Annotated in this window: 17 protein-coding genes and 1 tRNA gene; 1 reads left to right on the top strand and 17 read right to left on the bottom strand. The window is 59.9% G+C overall.

Annotated features, from left to right (window positions below; genetic code table 11):
* The 4 genes from ACFPWW_RS06605 to rpsL all read right to left on the bottom strand — a co-directional run.
* Positions 1–124: GTP-binding protein (locus ACFPWW_RS06605; RefSeq protein ID WP_003578655.1), on the bottom strand; the 124-nt coding region annotated here is incomplete at its 3' end.
* 66 nt (positions 125–190) lie between these two features.
* Positions 191–2290, bottom strand: a complete 2100-nt coding sequence (gene fusA, locus ACFPWW_RS06610; protein ID WP_112571932.1) for an elongation factor G — start codon at positions 2288–2290, stop codon at positions 191–193.
* 29 nt (positions 2291–2319) lie between these two features.
* Positions 2320–2790 (bottom strand): 30S ribosomal protein S7, encoded by a 471-nt coding sequence (gene rpsG / locus ACFPWW_RS06615; protein ID WP_112571934.1) that lies wholly within the window; start codon positions 2788–2790, stop codon positions 2320–2322.
* Between the two features lie 106 nt (positions 2791–2896).
* Positions 2897–3268: a 30S ribosomal protein S12 gene (rpsL, locus tag ACFPWW_RS06620; RefSeq protein ID WP_003547537.1), complete on the bottom strand. Its 372-nt coding sequence runs from the start codon at positions 3266–3268 to the stop codon at positions 2897–2899.
* Between the two features lie 497 nt (positions 3269–3765).
* Between rpsL and ACFPWW_RS06625 the strand changes: the two genes are divergently transcribed.
* The gene (locus tag ACFPWW_RS06625; protein ID WP_112547859.1) at positions 3766–4059 is read left to right on the top strand and encodes a transcriptional regulator; all 294 of its coding nucleotides are present in this window, start codon (positions 3766–3768) and stop codon (positions 4057–4059) included.
* A 106-nt stretch (positions 4060–4165) separates the two neighbouring features.
* Here ACFPWW_RS06625 and ACFPWW_RS06630 read toward each other — a convergent pair whose 3' ends face one another.
* From ACFPWW_RS06630 to tuf, 13 genes are all read right to left on the bottom strand, one after another.
* A complete protein-coding gene (locus ACFPWW_RS06630) occupies positions 4166–5215 on the bottom strand; it encodes a cytochrome-c peroxidase (protein ID WP_377311095.1) in 1050 nt (349 codons plus the stop codon).
* A 145-nt stretch (positions 5216–5360) separates the two neighbouring features.
* Positions 5361–9572 (bottom strand): DNA-directed RNA polymerase subunit beta', encoded by a 4212-nt coding sequence (gene rpoC, locus ACFPWW_RS06635; RefSeq protein WP_112571938.1) that lies wholly within the window; start codon positions 9570–9572, stop codon positions 5361–5363.
* Positions 9573–9760: 188 nt separating this feature from the next.
* Positions 9761–13903, bottom strand: coding sequence for a DNA-directed RNA polymerase subunit beta (gene rpoB, locus ACFPWW_RS06640; protein WP_377311098.1), 4143 nt, complete (start codon positions 13901–13903; stop codon positions 9761–9763).
* 259 nt (positions 13904–14162) lie between these two features.
* Entirely contained in the window at positions 14163–14546 is a 384-nt protein-coding gene (rplL, locus tag ACFPWW_RS06645) for a 50S ribosomal protein L7/L12 (protein WP_112571942.1), read from the bottom strand.
* Positions 14547–14603: 57 nt separating this feature from the next.
* Positions 14604–15122 carry a 50S ribosomal protein L10 gene (gene rplJ, locus ACFPWW_RS06650; RefSeq protein ID WP_112571943.1) on the bottom strand — a complete coding sequence of 173 codons (519 nt, stop codon included), beginning with the start codon at positions 15120–15122 and terminating at the stop codon, positions 14604–14606.
* A gap of 328 nt (positions 15123–15450) precedes the next feature.
* Positions 15451–16152 (bottom strand): 50S ribosomal protein L1, encoded by a 702-nt coding sequence (gene rplA, locus ACFPWW_RS06655; RefSeq protein ID WP_112706223.1) that lies wholly within the window; start codon positions 16150–16152, stop codon positions 15451–15453.
* Positions 16153–16156: 4 nt separating this feature from the next.
* Positions 16157–16588: a 50S ribosomal protein L11 gene (gene rplK, locus ACFPWW_RS06660; RefSeq protein ID WP_112571947.1), complete on the bottom strand. Its 432-nt coding sequence runs from the start codon at positions 16586–16588 to the stop codon at positions 16157–16159.
* A 175-nt stretch (positions 16589–16763) separates the two neighbouring features.
* The gene (gene nusG, locus ACFPWW_RS06665) at positions 16764–17294 is read right to left on the bottom strand and encodes a transcription termination/antitermination protein NusG (protein ID WP_007817111.1); all 531 of its coding nucleotides are present in this window, start codon (positions 17292–17294) and stop codon (positions 16764–16766) included.
* Between the two features lie 17 nt (positions 17295–17311).
* Positions 17312–17512 carry a preprotein translocase subunit SecE gene (gene secE, locus ACFPWW_RS06670; protein WP_112571949.1) on the bottom strand — a complete coding sequence of 67 codons (201 nt, stop codon included), beginning with the start codon at positions 17510–17512 and terminating at the stop codon, positions 17312–17314.
* A 191-nt stretch (positions 17513–17703) separates the two neighbouring features.
* A tRNA-Trp gene (locus tag ACFPWW_RS06675) sits at positions 17704–17779 on the bottom strand.
* A 197-nt stretch (positions 17780–17976) separates the two neighbouring features.
* Positions 17977–18870 carry an NAD-dependent epimerase/dehydratase family protein gene (locus tag ACFPWW_RS06680; RefSeq protein WP_112571951.1) on the bottom strand — a complete coding sequence of 298 codons (894 nt, stop codon included), beginning with the start codon at positions 18868–18870 and terminating at the stop codon, positions 17977–17979.
* A gap of 170 nt (positions 18871–19040) precedes the next feature.
* Positions 19041–19175: a hypothetical protein gene (locus ACFPWW_RS06685; protein WP_281413488.1), complete on the bottom strand. Its 135-nt coding sequence runs from the start codon at positions 19173–19175 to the stop codon at positions 19041–19043.
* A 201-nt stretch (positions 19176–19376) separates the two neighbouring features.
* Positions 19377–20552, bottom strand: coding sequence for an elongation factor Tu (gene tuf / locus ACFPWW_RS06690; RefSeq protein WP_112706399.1), 1176 nt, complete (start codon positions 20550–20552; stop codon positions 19377–19379).
* Positions 20553–20554: the final 2 nt, after the last annotated feature.

Below are 20554 nucleotides of genomic sequence, written 5' to 3' on the forward strand. Positions count from 1 at the left end.
ACGCCTTGAACTCACCGAAGTACTTCGTGATCGCTGCCGTCAGAGACGTCTTGCCGTGGTCAACGTGGCCGATCGTGCCGATGTTGACGTGCGGCTTGTTGCGCTCAAACTTACTCTTTGCCATTTTCGGCTCTCCATTCTTTGGCCCCGAGGGGCGCTAATTCTTGTTCTCGGTCAATTGGTATTCCGGTCACTTCTGACCGGAATACTTTGCCTGGATTTCAGTTGCGACGTTCGACGGGACCGGCGCGTAATGATCGAAGGTCATCGTGTACTGAGCACGGCCCTGCGACATGGAGCGCAGGTTATCGACGTACTTGAACATGTTCGCCAGCGGAACGTTGGCGCTGATGACGACTGCGATACCGCGGCTTTCCTGACCCTGGATCTGACCACGGCGGGAGTTGAGGTCGCCGATAACGTCACCGACGTAGTCTTCCGGGGTGACGACTTCGACCTTCATCATCGGCTCGAGGAGCTGAGCGCCGGCCTTCTTTGCCGCTTCACGGAAGCAGGCGCGGGAAGCGATTTCGAACGCCAGAACCGAGGAGTCGACGTCGTGGAAGGCACCGTCGACGAGGGTCGCCTTGACGCCCAGCATCGGGAAGCCTGCCAGCGGACCGGAAGACAGAACGCTTTCGATACCCTTCTGAACGCCCGGGATGTATTCCTTCGGAACAGCACCGCCGACGATCTTGGATTCGAACTTGAAGTCTTCGCCTTCCGGGTTCGGTTCGAAGATGATCTTGACGCGCGCGAACTGGCCGGTACCACCGGTCTGCTTCTTGTGCGTGTAATCTTCTTCGGTCTGGCGCGTGATGGTCTCGCGGTAAGCAACCTGCGGCGCACCGACGTTTGCTTCGACCTTGAACTCGCGACGCATGCGGTCGACGATGATGTCGAGATGCAGTTCGCCCATGCCGGCGATGATCGTCTGACCGGATTCCTGGTCCGTCTTCACGCGGAAGGACGGGTCCTCGGCTGCCAGGCGGTTGAGCGCGAGGCCCATCTTTTCCTGGTCGCCCTTGGACTTCGGCTCGATAGCGATCTGGATGACCGGCTCCGGGAACTCCATGCGCTCGAGGATAACCGGCTTCAGCGGGTCGCAGAGCGTGTCACCCGTGGTGGTTTCCTTGAGGCCTGCGAGAGCAACGATGTCGCCTGCATAGGCTTCTTCGATGTCTTCACGCGAGTTGGAGTGCATCTGCAGCATGCGGCCGACGCGCTCGCGCTTGTCCTTGACCGTGTTCAGAACCGAAACGCCCTTTTCGAGCTTGCCCGAGTAAATGCGGGCGAAGGTCAGCGAACCGACGAAGGGGTCGTTCATGATCTTGAACGCGAGCATGGAGAGCGGCTCGGAATCGTCTGCATGACGCTCGATTTCGGCTTCGGTCTTGAAGTCGATGCCCTTGATCGCGGGAATGTCGAGCGGCGACGGCAGATAGTCGACAACGGCGTCGAGCAGCGGCTGAACGCCCTTGTTCTTGAAGGCCGTACCGCAGAACATCGGATGGAACTTGACGTCGATCGTGCCGCGACGAACGAGTTCGCGGATCTTGTCGTTGTCCGGCATGACGCCTTCGAGATAGGCTTCCATCGCGGCTTCGTCGATTTCGACAACCGTCTCGATCAACTTTTCGCGATATTCTTCAGCCTTGGCCTTCAGGTCGTCCGGGATCTCGACGACGTCCCACTGGGCGCCGAGAGATTCGTCGCGCCAGATCAGGGCGTTCATCTCGACGAGGTCGACAACGCCCTTGAAGTCGCTTTCAGCGCCGATCGGCAGCTGCATGACAACAGCCGTTGCGCCGAGACGGGTCTTGATCATTTCGACGGAGCGGTAGAAATCCGCACCGGTCTTGTCCATCTTGTTGCAGAAGATCATGCGCGGAACATGGTACTTCTCAGCCTGACGCCAGACGGTTTCGGTCTGCGGTTCAACACCGGCGTTGGCATCGAGCAGCGCGATGGCGCCGTCGAGAACGCGCAGCGAACGCTCGACTTCGATGGTGAAGTCGACGTGGCCGGGCGTGTCGATGATGTTGAAACGGCGCATCTTGCCGTCGCGACCCTTCCAGAAGGTCGTCGTCGCAGCAGACGTGATCGTGATGCCACGCTCCTGCTCCTGCTCCATCCAGTCCATCGTGGCAGCGCCATCATGAACTTCGCCGATCTTGTGCGACTTGCCGGTGTAGTAAAGAATACGCTCGGTCGTCGTGGTCTTGCCGGCGTCGATGTGCGCCATGATACCGAAATTGCGGTAGTCTTCGATCTTATATTCGCGAGCCATTATGGACTGCCTTTCGATATCGTTCGGGATTACCAGCGATAATGCGAGAACGCGCGGTTGGCATCAGCCATCTTGTGCGTGTCTTCGCGCTTCTTGACCGCGGAACCGCGGTTGTTGGATGCGTCGAGAAGTTCGCCCGAAAGACGATCGATCATGGTGGTTTCGTTGCGCTTGCGAGCAGCAGCGATCAGCCAGCGGATGGCAAGGGCCTGACGGCGCTCCGGACGAACGTCGACCGGAACCTGGTAGGTCGCACCACCGACGCGGCGCGAACGGACTTCAACGTGCGGAGCAATGTTGTCGAGCGCGGAATGGAAAACCGTCAGCGGCTCCTGCTTCGACTTGTTCTGCACGGAGTCAAATGCGCCGTATACGATGCTTTCAGCGACGGACTTCTTGCCGTCCAGCATGATGGCATTCATGAACTTCGTAACAACGAGGTCACCGAACTTCGGGTCCGGATTGATCTCGCGCTTTTCTGCTTTATGACGTCGGGACATACTTCTCGTCTCTTTAACTGTTAAGGCGCTTTACCACGCGGAGGACCTCGCGCAGCGCCGGAAACTCACATTCAAGCCAATCCGGGCAGTACCGCCCGGGGCGAAATTACTTCGGACGCTTCGCACCGTACTTGGAACGGCGCTGCTTGCGGTTCTTGACACCCTGGGTATCGAGAACGCCGCGGATGATGTGGTAACGGACACCCGGAAGGTCCTTTACACGGCCGCCGCGGATCATGACGACAGAGTGTTCCTGAAGGTTGTGACCTTCGCCGGGAATGTAACCAATGACTTCGAAGCCGTTGGTGAGGCGGATTTTTGCGACCTTACGCAGAGCCGAGTTCGGCTTCTTCGGCGTCGTGGTGTAAACGCGGGTGCAAACACCGCGCTTCTGCGGGTTCTCCTGGAGAGCGGGAACCTTGTTACGCTTTACGTTCGCCTGGCGAGGCTTGCGGATCAGCTGGTTTACGGTAGGCATTCAACCATCCCTTACGTTTGTCTCAGTACCCTTGCGGGCTCGAACTTCGCCGTTTCCGGCATTGCCACACATATTTTCCCTCAATGCGCAAAATATGGCCCGATCCGCTTCCGCAGATGGACCACATAGAGCAGAGGACGCAAAAGAGATGCGTCATGCGTGCAGCATCATGACTTCAACGTGCGTATAGAACCTTGTTTGAGGCGATCTCCAGGGCGCGTCGCCCCAAACAGCCAAACCTCACATGGGATCTGATGGCGGGCGTACTACTGGTTTCCACCCAGTTCGTCAAGGCCGGTTAAGAAATAATCTCCGGCCCAACGGCCTGAAAAGCCCTGTGGGCACGCCGTTTACGGGCTCTTTAGGCCGGTTGAAGATATCCGGCAAGATAAACTTGGGCATTGCAGCAAAAACGGATAGGAATCAGTATTTGCAGACATCAAGCCCTTATATGGGACCTGCATATTGCGATTCTAAGAGAGCCGAAGGACAAGAAGATGATCGGGACACCGGACAACGACAACAATTTCGACGGACCGATGATCTTCATCATCATCGGCAAGGGCTATGAATCCGATACGAGCGAGGGCGTGGACCTGCACGTCATGCTGAAGGCCGCCGACGACGACAGCGCTGTGCGCGAAGCTCTCAACGCACTCGCCGAGGAAGGCTTCATCGAAGCCGACCTCGACCAGATCGGCATGCTGACCGAAGTGCCCTCCGAAGAGCCGCATGCCTCCGCCTATCAGGGCGCCCTGGACGGCGAAGTCTCGATCATCCGTTTCAGCTGAACATTTGGGGAATGGAGGCGCGCCGGCACCCGCCCTCGCCGCATAGCCGATAGCATTGAAGCAAGCCGCCGCCGCAAGGCCGGCGGCTTGCGCATTTTGGCCCGATCTATTTCCTGACCGCTCCGTCCGGCCTGGGCGTCGTCTCCGTCTCCGGCGGCAGGAGCGGCAGAGCGACATCAGGCATACGGCCCGTCAGGGAATCCAGGAAGGCGACGATCTGATCGACCTCCTGGCTGTTCAGCTCTTCGCCGAGCTGGGCGGTTCCCATGATCCCGACGGCCTGCTTCAAGTTCCAGACCTTGCCGGAGTGGAAATAGGGAGCGGTGACGGCGACGTTGCGAAGCGGTGCGGCGCGAAAGACGTAGGAATCGTCGGCCGTATGGGTGACGGAGAAGCGGCCCTTGTCATTTTCGGGCAGAACCTCGGCGCCGGGCTTTTCGACGAGACCGAAAGGATAATAGCCGGTGCCGCCGACATTGATGCCGTTGTGGCAGGCCGAACAGCCCTTTTCGATGAACAGCGCCATGCCCTGTTTCTGCTCGGCGCTCATGGCATCATCGTCGCCGTTCAGATAGGCGTCGAAGGGAGCCGGCGTCAGCAATGTCGCTTCGAATGCCTCGATCGCCTTTGCCATGTTGTCGAAGGTGACGGGATCGGCATCCTTCGGGAAGGCCGTGCGGAACCAGCCGACATATTGCGGCATCGAATTCAGCGTCGTTACGACCTGCATCGGCGTGTTGGCCATTTCGACGCCGGCCTGGACCGGGCCCTTGGCCTGAGCTTTCAGGTCCTCGGCACGCCCATCCCAGAACTGGGCTTCGTTGAATACGGCGTTCAGCGCCGTCGGCGCGTTACGCGGGCCTTTCTGCCAGCCGTGACCGATCGAGGTTTCGAGGTTGTCGTCACCGCCGGTCGCAAGATTGTGGCAGGAATTGCAGGAGAAGACGCCGGAGGCAGACAGGCGGGGATCGAAGAACAGCGCCTTGCCGAGGGCAATCTTCTCCGGCGTGATCGGGTTGTCATGCACGGCGGGAACCGTCGACGGCAAAGGCTTGAAATTGTCCAGGGCCATCTGCCGCAAATTCGCCGGCAGAGAATCGGCGCAGGCTGCGGTCGTCACAAGACATGCCGCCAGGGATATCAAAATGGCTTTCATAGCAGTCTCCATAAATCTCAACGGAAACCAGCCTAGAAAGGCGCCCGGCCTTCTCCTTGTTCGAGATCAACCGGCCGCGAAATAATGAAAGGCCCGGATTTCTCCGGGCCTTGCACAAATATCTGACGCAGCTGCAGCCGTAAGCTTACTCGGCAGCCGGAGCGCTTTCGTTCGCCATGTCCTGCAGCATCGGGGTTGCGGCCCCTGCCCCGGAGCCCTTGCGGCGCTCTTCCAGGATCAGGTCGTCGCGCGCCGTGGCGATGCGGCGGATCTGGGTCATGGTGCCACCCGTACCGGCCGGGATCAGGCGGCCGACGATGACGTTTTCCTTCAGGCCCTGCAGGCCGTCGGTCTTGCCGGCGATCGCAGCTTCCGTCAGCACCTTGGTCGTTTCCTGGAAGGACGCGGCCGAGATGAAGGACGGGGTCTGCAGCGACGCCTTGGTGATGCCGAGCAGAACCGGTTCGCCACGGGCAGGCTTCTTGCCTTCCTCGATCAGCTGGTCGTTGACGTCTTCGAGCTCGATACGGTCGACATTGTCGCCGACGATATAGGTCGAGTCGCCCGCATCGGTGATTTCCACCTTCTGCAGCATCTGACGGACAATCACTTCGATGTGCTTGTCGTTGATGACAACGCCCTGGAGACGGTAGACTTCCTGGATTTCGTTGACGAGGTAGGAAGCCAGAGCCTCCACGCCCTTGATCGCCAGGATGTCGTGCGGAGCCGGATTACCGTCGAGGATGTAATCACCCTTTTCGATATAGTCGCCTTCCTGAAGGTGGAAGGGCTTGCCCTTCGGGATCAGGTATTCGACAGGCTCGACACCGTCTTCTGCCGGCTCGATGATGACGCGGCGCTTGTTCTTGTAGTCGCGGCCGAGGCGGATCGTGCCATCGATCTCAGCGATGATGGCGTGGTCCTTCGGACGACGGGCTTCGAACAGTTCGGCAACGCGCGGCAGACCACCGGTGATGTCCTTGGTCTTGGCGCTTTCCAGCGGCGAGCGGGCGAGAACGTCACCCTGCGAGACCTTCTGGCCCGGCTCGACGGACAGGATCGCATCGACCGAGAGCAGGAAGCGGGCTTCACCACCACGCGACAGCTTCGCGACATTGCCGCTGGCGTCCTTGATGACGATGGCCGGCTTCAGGTCCGAACCACGCGGCGTCGAACGCCAGTCGATAACCTGGCGCTTGGTGATACCGGTGGATTCGTCGGTCGCTTCGAGAACCGAGAGACCGTCGACGACGTCTTCGAACTGAACCGTACCGGCCACTTCCGTCATCATCGGACGGGTGTAGGGGTCCCACTCCGCCAGACGCTGACCGCGCTTGACCTTGTCGCCTTCGTCGACATGCAGCTTCGAGCCGTAGGCGACGCGCTGCGAGGAGCGCTCCACGCCACGCTCGTCCAGGATCTGGACGGTCATGTTGCGGCCCATGGCAACGAGGCTGCCTTCGGAGTTGCGCAGCACGTTGCGGTTCTTGATCTGCACCGTACCTTCATACGAGGCCTCCAGGAACGACTGGTCGACCACGGTTGCCGTGCCACCAAGGTGGAACGTGCGCATGGTGAGCTGCGTGCCCGGTTCACCGATCGACTGAGCGGCGATGACGCCGACGGCTTCGCCCATGTTAACAGGCGTACCGCGCGCAAGGTCGCGGCCGTAGCAGACCGAGCAGACGCCCGTCTGGATTTCGCAGGTCAGCGCCGAGCGAATGCGGATCGACTGGATACCGGCCTTTTCGATCTCGGTGACGTCGGGCTCGAGGATCATCTTGCCGGCGTCGACGATACGCTCGCCGGTGACCGGATGGTCGATGTTGTCGAGGGCCGTACGGCCGAGGATGCGGGCGCCGAGCGAAGCAACGACCTGACCGGCATCGACGATGGCGGTCATGGTGAGGCCGGATTCGGTACCGCAATCGACATGCGTGACGATGCAGTCCTGCGCGACGTCGACGAGACGGCGGGTCAGGTAACCGGAGTTTGCGGTCTTCAAGGCGGTGTCTGCCAGACCCTTACGGGCGCCGTGCGTCGAGTTGAAGTACTCGTTGACGGTCAGGCCTTCCTTGAAGTTCGAGATGATCGGCGTCTCGATGATTTCACCCGACGGCTTGGCCATGAGGCCGCGCATGCCGCCCAGCTGGCGCATCTGGTTCGGAGAACCGCGGGCGCCCGAGTGGGACATCATGTAGATCGAGTTCATCGGCTTCTGACGACCGGTGTTCGGGTCGAACTCGACAGCCTTAATGCGGGCCATCATCTCTTCGGCGACCTTTTCGGTCGCCTTGCCCCAGGCGTCGACAACCTTGTTGTACTTTTCGCCCTGGGTGATGAGGCCGTCGTTGTACTGCTGCTCGTATTCCTTGACCAGGTTTTCCGTGTCGTTGACGATCTTCGCCTTCGTGCTCGGGATGACCATGTCGTCCTTGCCGAACGAAATGCCGGCGCGGCAGGCATGGCTGAAGCCGAGCTGCATGATGCGGTCGCAGAAAATGACCGTGTCCTTCTGGCCGCAATGGCGGTAGACCGCGTCGATCATCCTGGAGATGTTCTTCTTGGTCATTTCCTGGTTGCAGATATCGAAGGTCACCTTGCCGTTCTTCGGCAGGAGTTCGCCGATGAGCAGGCGGCCAGGGGTCGTCTCGTAGATCTTCGAGTAAGGCTTGCCGTCCTCGCCGATCGACTTGAAGCGACCGCGGATCTTGGTGTGCAGCGTCACGACCTTGTTTTCGAGAGCGTGGTGCAGCTCGCCGAGATCGGAGAAGGCCATGCCTTCGCCCGGCTCGTTCTGGTTCATGATCGACAGGTAGTAGAGGCCGAGAACCATGTCCTGCGACGGAACGATGATCGGCGCGCCGTTTGCCGGATGCAGGATGTTGTTGGTCGACATCATCAGGACGCGGGCTTCGAGCTGGGCTTCGAGCGACAGCGGCACGTGAACGGCCATCTGGTCACCGTCGAAGTCGGCGTTGAAGGCCGTGCAGACGAGCGGGTGCAGCTGGATGGCCTTGCCTTCGACCAGGGTGGGTTCGAAGGCCTGGATGCCCAGGCGGTGCAGCGTCGGTGCGCGGTTCAGGAGAACCGGATGCTCGCGGATGACCTCGTCGAGGATATCCCAGACCTCCGGCTTTTCCTTTTCAACCAGCTTCTTGGCCTGCTTGACGGTCGAGGAATAACCCTTGGCGTCGAGGCGGGCGTAGATGAACGGCTTGAAGAGTTCGAGCGCCATCTTCTTCGGAAGGCCGCACTGGTGCAGCTTCAGCTCCGGACCGGTCACGATGACCGAACGGCCGGAATAGTCAACGCGCTTGCCGAGCAGGTTCTGACGGAAGCGGCCCTGCTTGCCCTTGAGCATGTCGGACAGCGACTTCAGCGGGCGCTTGTTGGCGCCGGTGATGACGCGGCCACGGCGGCCGTTGTCGAAGAGCGCGTCGACAGATTCCTGCAGCATGCGCTTTTCGTTACGGATGATGATGCCCGGAGCGCGCAGTTCGATGAGGCGCTTCAGACGGTTGTTACGGTTGATGACGCGGCGGTAGAGATCGTTCAGGTCCGACGTCGCGAAACGGCCGCCGTCCAGCGGAACCAGCGGGCGCAGGTCCGGCGGGATGACCGGAACGACCTTCATGATCATCCATTCCGGGCGGTTGCCGGATTCCATGAAGTTCTCGACGATCTTCAGGCGCTTCATCAGCTTCTTCTGCTTGAGATCCGACGTGGTGTCGGCAAGCTCGGAGCGCAGATCGCCCGCGATCTTTTCGAGGTTCATCGATGCGAGCATCTCGTAGATGGCTTCGGCACCGATCATGGCCGTGAACTGGTCTTCACCATATTCGTCGACGGCGAGCATGTACTCTTCTTCCGTCAGGAGCTGGTGCTCCTTGAGCGCGGTCAGGCCCGGCTCGGTGACGATGTAGTTTTCGAAGTAGAGGACACGCTCGACATCCTTCAGCGTCATGTCGAGCAGCGTGGAAATGCGCGACGGCAGCGACTTCAGGAACCAGATATGGGCAACGGGAGCGGCGAGCTCGATATGGCCCATGCGCTCACGGCGAACGCGCGACAGCGTCACTTCGACGCCGCACTTTTCGCAGATGATGCCCTTGTACTTCATGCGCTTGTACTTGCCGCACAGGCACTCGTAGTCCTTGATCGGCCCGAAGATGCGCGCGCAGAAGAGGCCGTCGCGTTCCGGCTTGAACGTACGGTAGTTGATGGTTTCCGGCTTCTTGATCTCGCCGTAGGACCAGGAAAGAATCTTCTCCGGAGAGGCGATCGAAATCCGGATGGAATCGAAGTTCTGTGCAGGCACCTGCGGATTGAAAAGATTCATGACCTCTTGGTTCATGCCTGTCTCCTTCATGGGCGAAAGCGCCCTTAGCTTGCGAGGTTGGCGGCTAATTCCCGGGAGCCGCGCCATCGCTTAAACGACAATAACCGCAGTAAGCGGCGAAAGCGTCCCTGCCCGGCCGACACGTTACGGGGCCTTGGCGGGACCGGTGTGCGCCCTATTAAGGCGCACACCCTATCAAGTGGTTACTCGGCGGCGTCCGGCAGCTGGCTTGCAGCCTGCAGGTCCTCGACCTTGGAATTTTCGAGCTCGACCGAGAGGCCCAGCGAACGCATTTCCTTGACGAGAACGTTGAAGCTTTCCGGAATGCCGGCCTCGAACGTATCGTCGCCGCGGACGATCGCTTCGTAGACCTTGGTGCGGCCGGCGACGTCGTCCGACTTCACCGTCAGCATTTCCTGCAGCGTGTAGGCTGCGCCGTAAGCTTCGAGCGCCCAGACTTCCATTTCGCCGAAGCGCTGGCCGCCGAACTGTGCCTTACCGCCCAGCGGCTGCTGGGTGACGAGCGAGTACGGGCCGATCGAACGGGCGTGGATCTTGTCGTCGACCAGGTGGTTGAGCTTCAGCATGTAGATGTAGCCAACCGTGACCTGGCGGTCGAACTGCTCGCCGGTACGACCGTCGTACAGCGTCGACTGACCGGTATCCTTGAGACCTGCCATGCGCAGCATCTCGTTGACGTTCTCTTCGTTCGCACCGTCGAAGACCGGGGTCGCGATGGAAACGCCACGCTTCCACTGGTCGGCCAGACGCAGGATCGATTCATCATCGTATTCCTTGACCGGCTCGCCCTTCGGACCGGAGCCGACGACCTGGTCGATCGTCTTGCGGAGCGGTTCGATGTTGCCGCTGGCCTTGTAGGCTTCCAGCATCTCGCCGATCTGACGGCCCATGCCGGCGCAAGCCCAGCCGAGGTGCGTCTCGAGGATCTGGCCGACGTTCATGCGCGAGGGAACGCCGAGCGGGTTCAGAACGACGTCGACATGCGTGCCGTCTTCCAGGAACGGCATGTCTTCGACAGGCACGATGCGCGAAACGACACCCTTGTTGCCGTGACGGCCGGCCATCTTGTCGCCCGGCTGGATCTTGCGCTTAACAGCGACGAAGACCTTGACCATCTTCATGACGCCCGGAGGCATTTCGTCGCCGCGCTGGACCTTTTCGACCTTGTCCATGAAGCGCTGTTCGAGGCGCGACTTGGATTCGTCGTACTGGCCGCGGAGCGCTTCGAGCTCGCTCTGGACCTTCTCGTCTTCGACCGCGAACATCCACCACTGCGAGCGCGGATATTCGGAGACGACGGCGTTCGACAGCTCGGTGCCCTTCTTGAAGCCCTTCGGGCCGGCGATGGAAACCTGGCCGCGCAACATGTCGATCAGACGGCCGTAGACGTTACGGTCGAGGATTGCCTGCTCGTCGTCGCGGTCCTTTGCCAGACGCTCGATCTCTTCGCGCTCGATCGCCATCGCGCGCTCGTCCTTCTCAACGCCGTGGCGGTTGAAGACGCGCACTTCGACGATCGTGCCGTAGGTGCCGGGCGGCATGCGCATGGACGTGTCGCGCACGTCGGATGCCTTTTCACCGAAGATGGCGCGCAGGAGCTTTTCTTCCGGCGTCATCGGGCTTTCGCCCTTCGGCGTGATCTTGCCGACGAGGATATCGCCCGGCTGAACTTCGGCACCGATGTAGACGATACCGGCTTCGTCGAGGTTCTTCAGCGCTTCTTCCGAAACGTTCGGGATATCGCGCGTGATTTCTTCCGGACCAAGCTTGGTGTCACGCGCCATCACTTCGAATTCCTCGATGTGGATGGAGGTGAACACGTCGTCGGCAACGATACGCTCGGAGAGCAGGATCGAGTCTTCGTAGTTGTAGCCGTTCCAGGGCATGAACGCGACGAGCGCGTTACGGCCGAGAGCCAGATCGCCGAGATCGGTCGAGGGGCCGTCGGCGAGGATGTCGCCGCGGTTGACCACGTCACCAACGGTGACCAGCGGGCGCTGGTTGACGCAGGTGTTCTGGTTCGAGCGCTGGAACTTCTGCAGGCGGTAGATATCGACGCCGGACTTGCCGGCTTCGAGGTCTTCCGTGGCGCGGATAACGATACGCGTCGCGTCGACCTGGTCGACCACGCCGCCGCGGCGCGCGCCGATGGCAGCACCGGAGTCGCGGGCGACGACCGGCTCCATGCCGGTGCCGACGAACGGCGCTTCGGCGCGCAGGAGCGGAACGGCCTGACGCTGCATGTTCGAGCCCATGAGAGCGCGGTTGGCGTCGTCGTTTTCCAGGAACGGGATGAGAGCGGCTGCGACCGAAACGACCTGCTTCGGCGAGACGTCCATCAGGTTCATGCTGTCGCGGGGCGCAAGCATAACTTCGCCGGCATGACGGCAGACGACGAATTCGTCGACGAAGGAGCCGTCCGCAGCCAGTTCGGCGTTGGCCTGGGCGACGTAGTACTTCGCCTCTTCCATGGCGGAGAGGTAAAGCACGTCATTGGTCACCTTGCCGTCGACGATGCGGCGGTACGGGCTTTCGATGAAGCCGTACTTGTTGACGCGCGCGAAGGTTGCCAGCGAGTTGATGAGACCGATGTTCGGTCCCTCCGGCGTTTCGATCGGGCAGATACGGCCATAGTGGGTCGGATGAACGTCGCGGACTTCGAAGCCGGCGCGCTCGCGGGTCAGACCGCCCGGGCCAAGAGCCGAGAGACGGCGCTTGTGGGTGATTTCCGAGAGCGGGTTCACCTGGTCCATGAACTGCGACAGCTGCGAGGAGCCGAAGAATTCGCGGACGGCTGCAGCAGCCGGCTTGGCGTTGATCAGGTCCTGCGGCATGACCGTGTCGATTTCGATCGAGGACATGCGTTCCTTGATCGCGCGCTCCATGCGCAGCAGGCCGAGACGGTACTGGTTCTCCATCAGCTCGCCGACCGAACGGACGCGGCGGTTGCCGAGGTTGTCGATGTCGTCGATCTCGCCCTTGCCGTCGCGCAGTTCGACCAGCATCTTGACCACGGCCAGGATGTCGTCCTTGCGCAGGATGCGGACGGTGTCTTCGACATTCAGGTCGAGACGCATGTTCATCTTCACGCGGCCGACGGCGGAGAGGTCGTAACGCTCCGCATCGAAGAACAGCGAGTTGAACATGGCTTCGGCCGATTCCATGGTCGGCGGTTCACCCGGACGCATGACGCGGTAGATGTCGAACAGAGCGTCCTGACGGTTCTCGTTCTTGTCGGCTGCGAGCGTGTTGCGGATGTAGGCGCCGACATTGATGTGGTCGATGCCGAGAACCGGGATCTCGTCGAAGTGGTTGGCGAGGATGACGCCGAGCGTCTTCTCGTCGATTTCGTCACCGGCTTCGAGATAGATCTCGCCCGTCTGGTAGTTGACGATGTCCTCGGCGAGGTAGTTGCCGTAGAGGTCGTCGTCGGTCGCCTTCAGCGCCTTCAGGCCCTTGTCGGAGAGCTGGCGGAGCAGGCGCGGGGTCAGCTTCTTGCCGGCTTCGACGACGACTTCGCCGCTATCGGCGTCGACCATGTCGGTGATCGCCTTCGCACCCTTCAGTGTTTCCGGCTTGAAGGGAATGCGCCAGCCTTCGCCGTCGCGCTTGTAGAGCGACTTCGTGTAGAAAGTGTCGAGGATTTCCTCGCCGTCCATGCCGAGGGCCATCAGCAGCGACGTCACCGGAATCTTGCGGCGGCGGTCGATACGGGCATAGACGATGTCCTTGGCGTCGAATTCGATATCGAGCCAGGAACCGCGATAGGGGATCACGCGGGCAGCAAAGAGCAGCTTGCCGGAAGAATGGCTCTTGCCCTTGTCGTGGTCGAAGAAGACGCCCGGCGAACGGTGCATCTGCGACACGATCACGCGCTCGGTGCCGTTGACGATGAACGTACCGTTGTTCGTCATGAGCGGCATGTCGCCCATGTAGACGGACTGTTCCTTGATGTCCTTGATCGACTTCGCGCCGGTATCCTCGTCGATATCGAACACGATGAGACGGAGAGTAACCTTCAGCGGCGCGGCATAGGTCAGGTCGCGCTGGCGGCATTCGTCGACGTCGAACTTCGGCGGTTCGAATTCATAGGACACGAACTCCAGCATGGACGCGCCGGAGAAATCGGTGATCGGGAAAACGGACTTGAAGACAGCCTGGAGGCCTTCGTCGGGACGACCGCCCTTGGGCTCTTCAACCATCAGAAACTGGTCGTAGGACGCCTTCTGAACCTCGATGAGGTTCGGCATTTCTGCGACTTCGGGGATTTTACCAAAAAACTTGCGTACGCGCCTGCGACCATTGAACGAAAGGGTCTGAGCCATCGTCGCTCCTTCAAAAATTGCATCCGGGCCTGCAACGGACGGGAACCGATGGCCAGTCGATCCCGTCAACCAATGAGTAGTTCAACCTCGTCCCACCTCCCGAAACAGCCAGGCCGGATTGCCTTGGCGCCTCGGTTCGAGACCATGCTCTTGAAGAACCCATTACCCAAAAGCCGTTTTCACGCGGCTTTTGGGTAATTCGTTCAAAAAAACGGCAAATGGGAGACGGTAGATACCGTCTCCCAAAAGACGTTCAAGATTACTTGACGTCGGCCTTTGCGCCGGCGTCTTCAAGCTTCTTCTTGATGTCAGCGGCTTCAGCCTTGGAAACGCCTTCCTTGACAGCCTTCGGAGCGCCTTCGACGAGGTCCTTGGCTTCCTTGAGGCCGAGGCCGGTGATGCCGCGGACTTCCTTGATGACGTTGATCTTGTTTGCGCCGGCATCCGTGAGGATGACGTCGAACTCGGTCTTTTCTTCTTCAGCCGGAGCAGCTGCACCGCCTGCACCACCAGCAACGGCAGCAACAGCTACCGGAGCAGCGGCGGAAACGCCCCACTTTTCTTCGAGCAGCTTGGAAAGCTCAGCGGCTTCCAGGACGGTCAGCGAGGAGAGGTCTTCAACGATCTTTGCGAGATCAGCCATTTTTCTAGTTCCTTTTGTTCGGTTCGAACTGTTGAGTATGTACAGCGAAAAACCGCCTTAAGCGGCTTCGTCCTTCTTGGCGTAGGCCGAAAACACGCGGGCAAGCTGAGCTGCCGGTGCCTGTACGACGCCTGCGATGCGGGTAGCCGGGGTCTGGATCATGCCCAGCAGCTTTGCACGCAGTTCATCCAGCGAAGGCATGGTCGCAAGCGACTTCACACCGTCCGCATTGAGCGTCGTCGAACCCATGGCGCCGCCGAGAATAACGAGCTTGTCGTTGGTCTTGGCGAAATCCATGACGACCTTCGGAGCCGTTACCGGGTCTTCGCTGTATGCGATCAGCGTCTGACCCTTGAAGAGATTGCTCATCCCTTCGGACTCCGTACCCTGAAGGGCAATCTTGGCCAGGCGGTTCTTCGCGACTTTGACGGTGCCGCCAGCAGCGCGCATCTTGGAACGGAAGTCGTTCATCTGTGCGACTGTGACACCAGCATAGTGGGCCACGACAACCGAGCCCGATGCCTTAAAGACATCGTTCAGTTCCGTGACGAATTCGCGCTTTTCCGCTCTTTCCACTGCCTATCTCCAGTTGGCAGGACCGTTTGGACGGCCCCACCGGGTTGCCTTTTGCCTCCCGGGATCAAAAAGATCCCAAGCGGCGCTTGAGGATCCTGTCCCCTCGCGCTCCGCGCCATCAAAGGCAAAGGAGGCACAAGGCATCCAAGGCTCGAACCGATTTCCTAGAAGCAGAACTTCATGCAATTCGGGTCTTACCCGTCTCATGCAGGCAAAGTGATTAAGGGAGAACCACCTGCAATCTCGGACAGGATTCCGGATTTCTCCGGAATATCCCGGCCCCTTGCGAGGCCGGAATTGCTGTTATCGGGCCGCGGCCCGATGAAACTTAAGCAGCCGGAGCTGCGGTGACCGAAGCCACTTCGATCTTGACGCCCGGACCCATGGTCGAGGAGAGCGCTACGCGCTTGACGTAGTTGCCCTTGGCGCCGGCCGGCTTTGCCTTGATGACGGCGTCAGCGAAGGCACGGATGTTTTCTTCCAGAGCCTTGGCATCGAAGGATGCCTTGCCGATGCCGGCGTGGACGATACCAGCCTTCTCGACGCGGAACTCGACAGCGCCGCCCTTGGAAGCCTTGACGGCACCGGCGACGTCCATCGTGACCGTGCCGACCTTCGGGTTCGGCATCATGCCACGCGGGCCGAGAACCTTACCGAGGCGGCCGACGAGCGGCATCATGTCCGGGGTGGCGATGCAGCGATCGAATTCGATCTTGCCGCCCTGGACGATTTCGACGAGTTCTTCCGCGCCGACGACGTCCGCGCCGGCAGCCTTGGCTTCGTCAGCCTTGGCGCCACGGGCGAAAACGGCAACGCGAACCGTACGGCCGGTGCCGTTCGGCAGGTTGACGACGCCGCGGACCATCTGGTCTGCGTGACGCGGGTCAACGCCGAGGTTCATCGAAATCTCCACCGTTTCGTCGAACTTGGCGACGGCACGTTCCTTGACCATGCCGATGGCGGTCGAAAGAGCGTAGAGCTTGGTCGGATCAACACCTTCGTTGATCTTCTGAGTGCGCTTGCCTGCCATGGTCTTAACCCACCACTTCCAGGCCCATGGCGCGGGCAGAGCCCTCGATCATCGCCATTGCACCTTCGATATCCGCTGCGTTCAGGTCCTTCATCTTGGCTTCGGCGATCGACTTGATCTGAGCCTTGGTGAGCGAACCAGCCTTTGCGCCCTTGCCCGGGGTCTTGGAACCGGACTGGATCTTGGCTTCCTTCTTCAGGAAGTAGCTGACCGGCGGCTGCTTCATGACGAAGGTGAAGGACTTGTCCTGGTAATAGGTGATGACGACCGGGATCGGCATACCCTTTTCCATTTCCTGCGTAGCCGCGTTGAACGACTTGCAGAATTCCATGATGTTAATGCCACGCTGACCAAGTGCCGGGCCGATCGGCGGGGACGGGTTTGCCGATCCTGCCTTGACCTGCAGCTTGAGCTGGCCTGCAACTTTCTTAGCCATATCTCTCTGCCTTTCACTGATGGCCGGTTGCCCGGCCCTTGATGCCGGATTGCTCCGGCGGCTGCGGTTGCGTGGTTCGGATTCTTGAGGTCCGGCTAAGACCCCTCACCTTCCACGCGATGCGGCAATCGCCGCGCAGGGATCAGCCACAAGCGGCTGAGCCCCGATCTCGAAATCAGACCTTCTCGACCTGAGCATATTCCAGTTCGACCGGGGTCGCGCGACCGAAGATCGACACTTCCACCTTCAGGCGCGAACGCTCTTCATCCACATCCTGAACCGTGCCGTTGAACGACGCGAACGGACCATCGGAAACACGAACCTGCTCACCGATCTCGAAGGTAACGGAAGCCTTCGGCCGCTCGACACCTTCCTGAACCTGGCCAAGGATGCGCTCGGCCTCGGAATCCGGAATCGGAACCGGCTTGTTGTCGGAGCCAAGGAAGCCCGTGACCTTCGGCGTATTCTTGATCAGGTGATAGGCCTCGTCCGTCAGGTTGGCACGAACCATGACGTAGCCGGGGAAGAACTTGCGCTCGGAATCGACCTTGCGGCCGCGACGCACCTCCACCACCTTCTCGGTCGGCACAAGGATCTTCTCGAACAGGTGCTCAAGCCCCTTCTGGCGAGCCTTGTTCTCGATGTCCTCAGCGACCTTCTTTTCAAAATTGGAATATGCGTGGACGATGTACCAACGTGCCGCCATTTTCATCTCCACCCGTATCAGTTGCCGGTATTGAGCACGTAGCTCAGCGCCCAGCCAATCAGCTGGTCGGCGGCAAAGAAAAACAGCGCAGCAAATACAACCATAACGAGCACCATGACCGTCGAGATCATCGTCTCGCGGCGCGACGGCCAGGTAACTTTGGACGTTTCCGTGCGGACCTGCTGCAGAAACGCGAATGGATTGGATTTGGATGCCATCGACTGCCCACGCAATTACGGCGCGTAAAGCTGAAACTATCAGCCCCACGCACCGCGTGTCTGTTGAACCCTAAATAAACATCGATTTCCGAATACACAAGAGGAAAACCGATGTTTAACGAAATTTGTCGCCATATGCTCAATCCTCGCCGGAACGCTGCGATACGTCCGCGCTGTCCGTTCAAGGAAAATGGCAGGGGCAGAGGGGCTCGAACCCCCGACCTGCGGTTTTGGAGACCGCCGCTCTACCAACTGAGCTATACCCCTTTACGCTTTGCATTCAGCCTGTTGGCCTTGCGACCGCCAGCGCCCCGTGAAAAGCATGGCGCTCCCTTTAAGACGGCGGCTCAGGATATGCAAGAGCGATTTTCGATTTTCAGAAGCATTCTCGGCCGCCGGCCGGAAGAAGCGGCCGGACGCGCAATTGCCTGCCGCCCGGCCGCGAGGTTTCTTCAAGCGCAATCTCACACTTTCACGTATTTGCGCCAGTTATGCTCTTCCTTGAAGCCGAGCACTTCGCGAATCTTGCGATTGGAGAGCAGCCCCTCATATTCGCCGATCTCCCGGGTGAAGGGCACGTTCGGGAAGAATCGCCTGGCGAGCTCCCTCGACGGCGTATTGGCCGAAACCGTGTCGTTGGCGGCGTTGAAGACCTGGAAGCCCAGCCCGTCCTTCTGGATGCAGAGATGAACGATCTGACCGAGATCGCGCGCGTCGATATAGCTCCAGGCGATGCGCTTGCGCATTTCGGGATTGGCGAAATAGGTCGGGAACTTCTCGTATTCGTGCGGCTCGATGACGTTGCCGATGCGCAGCGCGTAGATGTCGAAGCCGGAACGCTCGGCGAAGGCACGCGCCGTCTTCTCGTTCAAGACCTTGGAAAGGCCGTAGGAATCCATCGGATTGACGTCATAGTCCTCCTCCAGCGGAAACTGATGGAAGTCGCGATGGCCTTCGGCAAAGCAGACACCGTAGGTGGTCTCGCTCGACGCGACGATGATCTTCCTGATGCCGAGCTTCACCGCCGCCTCGATGACATTGTAGGTGCCCATCGTGTTGATGCGGAAGGTTTCGTTGTCGGGCTTGATCAGGATGCGCGGCACCGCGGCGAAATGGACGACGGCGTCGAAAGGCTGCACGCCCTTGCCCGCTTCCAGATCGGGAAAATCCCGATGCATGGAGAGCACGTTGAACATCTGACCGCTGTCGGTGATGTCGGCGATGAGATTGGTGACGCCGGGACTCTGCAGCGGCACGAGATCGACATTGTGGACCTCGTAGCCGGCATTGACCAGCCACGGCACAGCATGGCGACCGGCCTTGCCGGAACCGCCTGTAAACAGAATCCGCTTTTTCATGGAATATCCTCCGCGTCATGAAATCGGAGGCATAAATAAACTCTTCCGCGCGAAGAGCAAGCGAGCGTCTGAGGAGCGGGTTCAAACCCGCCTCGGCCAGGAGCCTCCAACCGGAAGCACCTGCCTGTTGTTTTCATGGCCGCCGGCATTCCGGCGATCCGCTTATGCCATCACTTAACGACGCTTATTTCGTCTATCTGCACGCCAGCTGCCTGAACAACTTCCTGCGGAATTGCAGCGATGAAAAACATCGTGAAAACATACATCGCGAAAATCGTCGCAACGAATGTAGCCTTGTGAATCATCGTACTCTCCTCTCTACAATGAGGAGTCTGGACTAAAAAGGCCGGATCGCAAAACGGTTTCTGAACGCTAGATGAACAAAATACTGTTATGGGGTATCTTAACGATATTTTTACAACATCTCAGGAACGCGTGAGCAGGCCGAAAAAACGAAAAAACCCGCCGTTTCCAGCGGGTTTTTCCTCAATCAGGGCAATCCCCGATTATTCGACGATGGCAGCGACGATGCCTGCACCGACGGTGCGGCCGCCTTCGCGGATCGCGAAGCGAAGCTTTTCTTCCATTGCGATCGGAACGATCAGCTCGACGTCAACCGTGACGTTGTCGCCCGGCATGACCATTTCCGTGCCTTCCGGAAGCGTCACGATGCCCGTCACGTCCGTCGTGCGGAAGTAGAACTGCGGACGGTAGTTCGTGAAGAACGGCGTATGACGGCCGCCTTCTTCCTTCGTCAGGATGTAGGCTTCCGCCTTGAACTTCTTGTGCGGCTTCACAGAGCCCGGCTTGCACAGGATCTGGCCACGCTCGACGCCGTCACGGTTCACACCGCGAACCAGTGCGCCGATGTTGTCGCCGGCCTGACCCTGGTCGAGCAGCTTGCGGAACATTTCAACGCCGGTAACCGTCGTCTTCGACGTCGGGCGGATGCCGACGATCTCGACTTCTTCACCGACCTTGATGATGCCACGCTCGACGCGGCCCGTCACAACCGTACCACGGCCGGAGATCGAGAACACGTCTTCGATCGGCATCAGGAACGGCTGGTCGATCGGACGCTCGGGCGTCGGGATGTAGGCGTCAACCTGAGCCATCAGCTCGCGGATCGCGTCTTCACCGATCTTCTTGTCAGAATCTTCAAGGGCAGCAAGCGCCGAACCCTTGACGACCGGGATGTCGTCGCCCGGGAAGTCGTAGGACGACAGAAGTTCGCGAACTTCAAGCTCGACGAGCTCCAGAAGTTCTGCGTCGTCAACCTGGTCAACCTTGTTGAGGAAGACAACGATCGCCGGAACGCCTACCTGGCGGGCGAGCAGGATGTGCTCGCGCGTCTGCGGCATCGGGCCGTCGGCGGCAGAGCAGACCAGGATCGCGCCGTCCATCTGCGCGGCACCCGTGATCATGTTCTTCACATAGTCGGCGTGGCCGGGGCAGTCGACGTGCGCATAGTGACGGTTCGCCGTCTCATACTCGACGTGGGCCGTCGAAATCGTGATGCCGCGCGCCTTTTCTTCCGGTGCCGCGTCGATCTGGTCATACGCCTTGAACTCACCGAAGTACTTCGTGATCGCTGCCGTCAGAGACGTCTTGCCGTGGTCAACGTGGCCGATCGTGCCGATGTTGACGTGCGGCTTGTTGCGCTCAAACTTACTCTTTGCCATTT

Origin of the sequence: Rhizobium sp. GCM10022189 (assembly GCF_042656325.1) — a bacterium.
Lineage (GTDB): Bacteria > Pseudomonadota > Alphaproteobacteria > Rhizobiales > Rhizobiaceae > Rhizobium.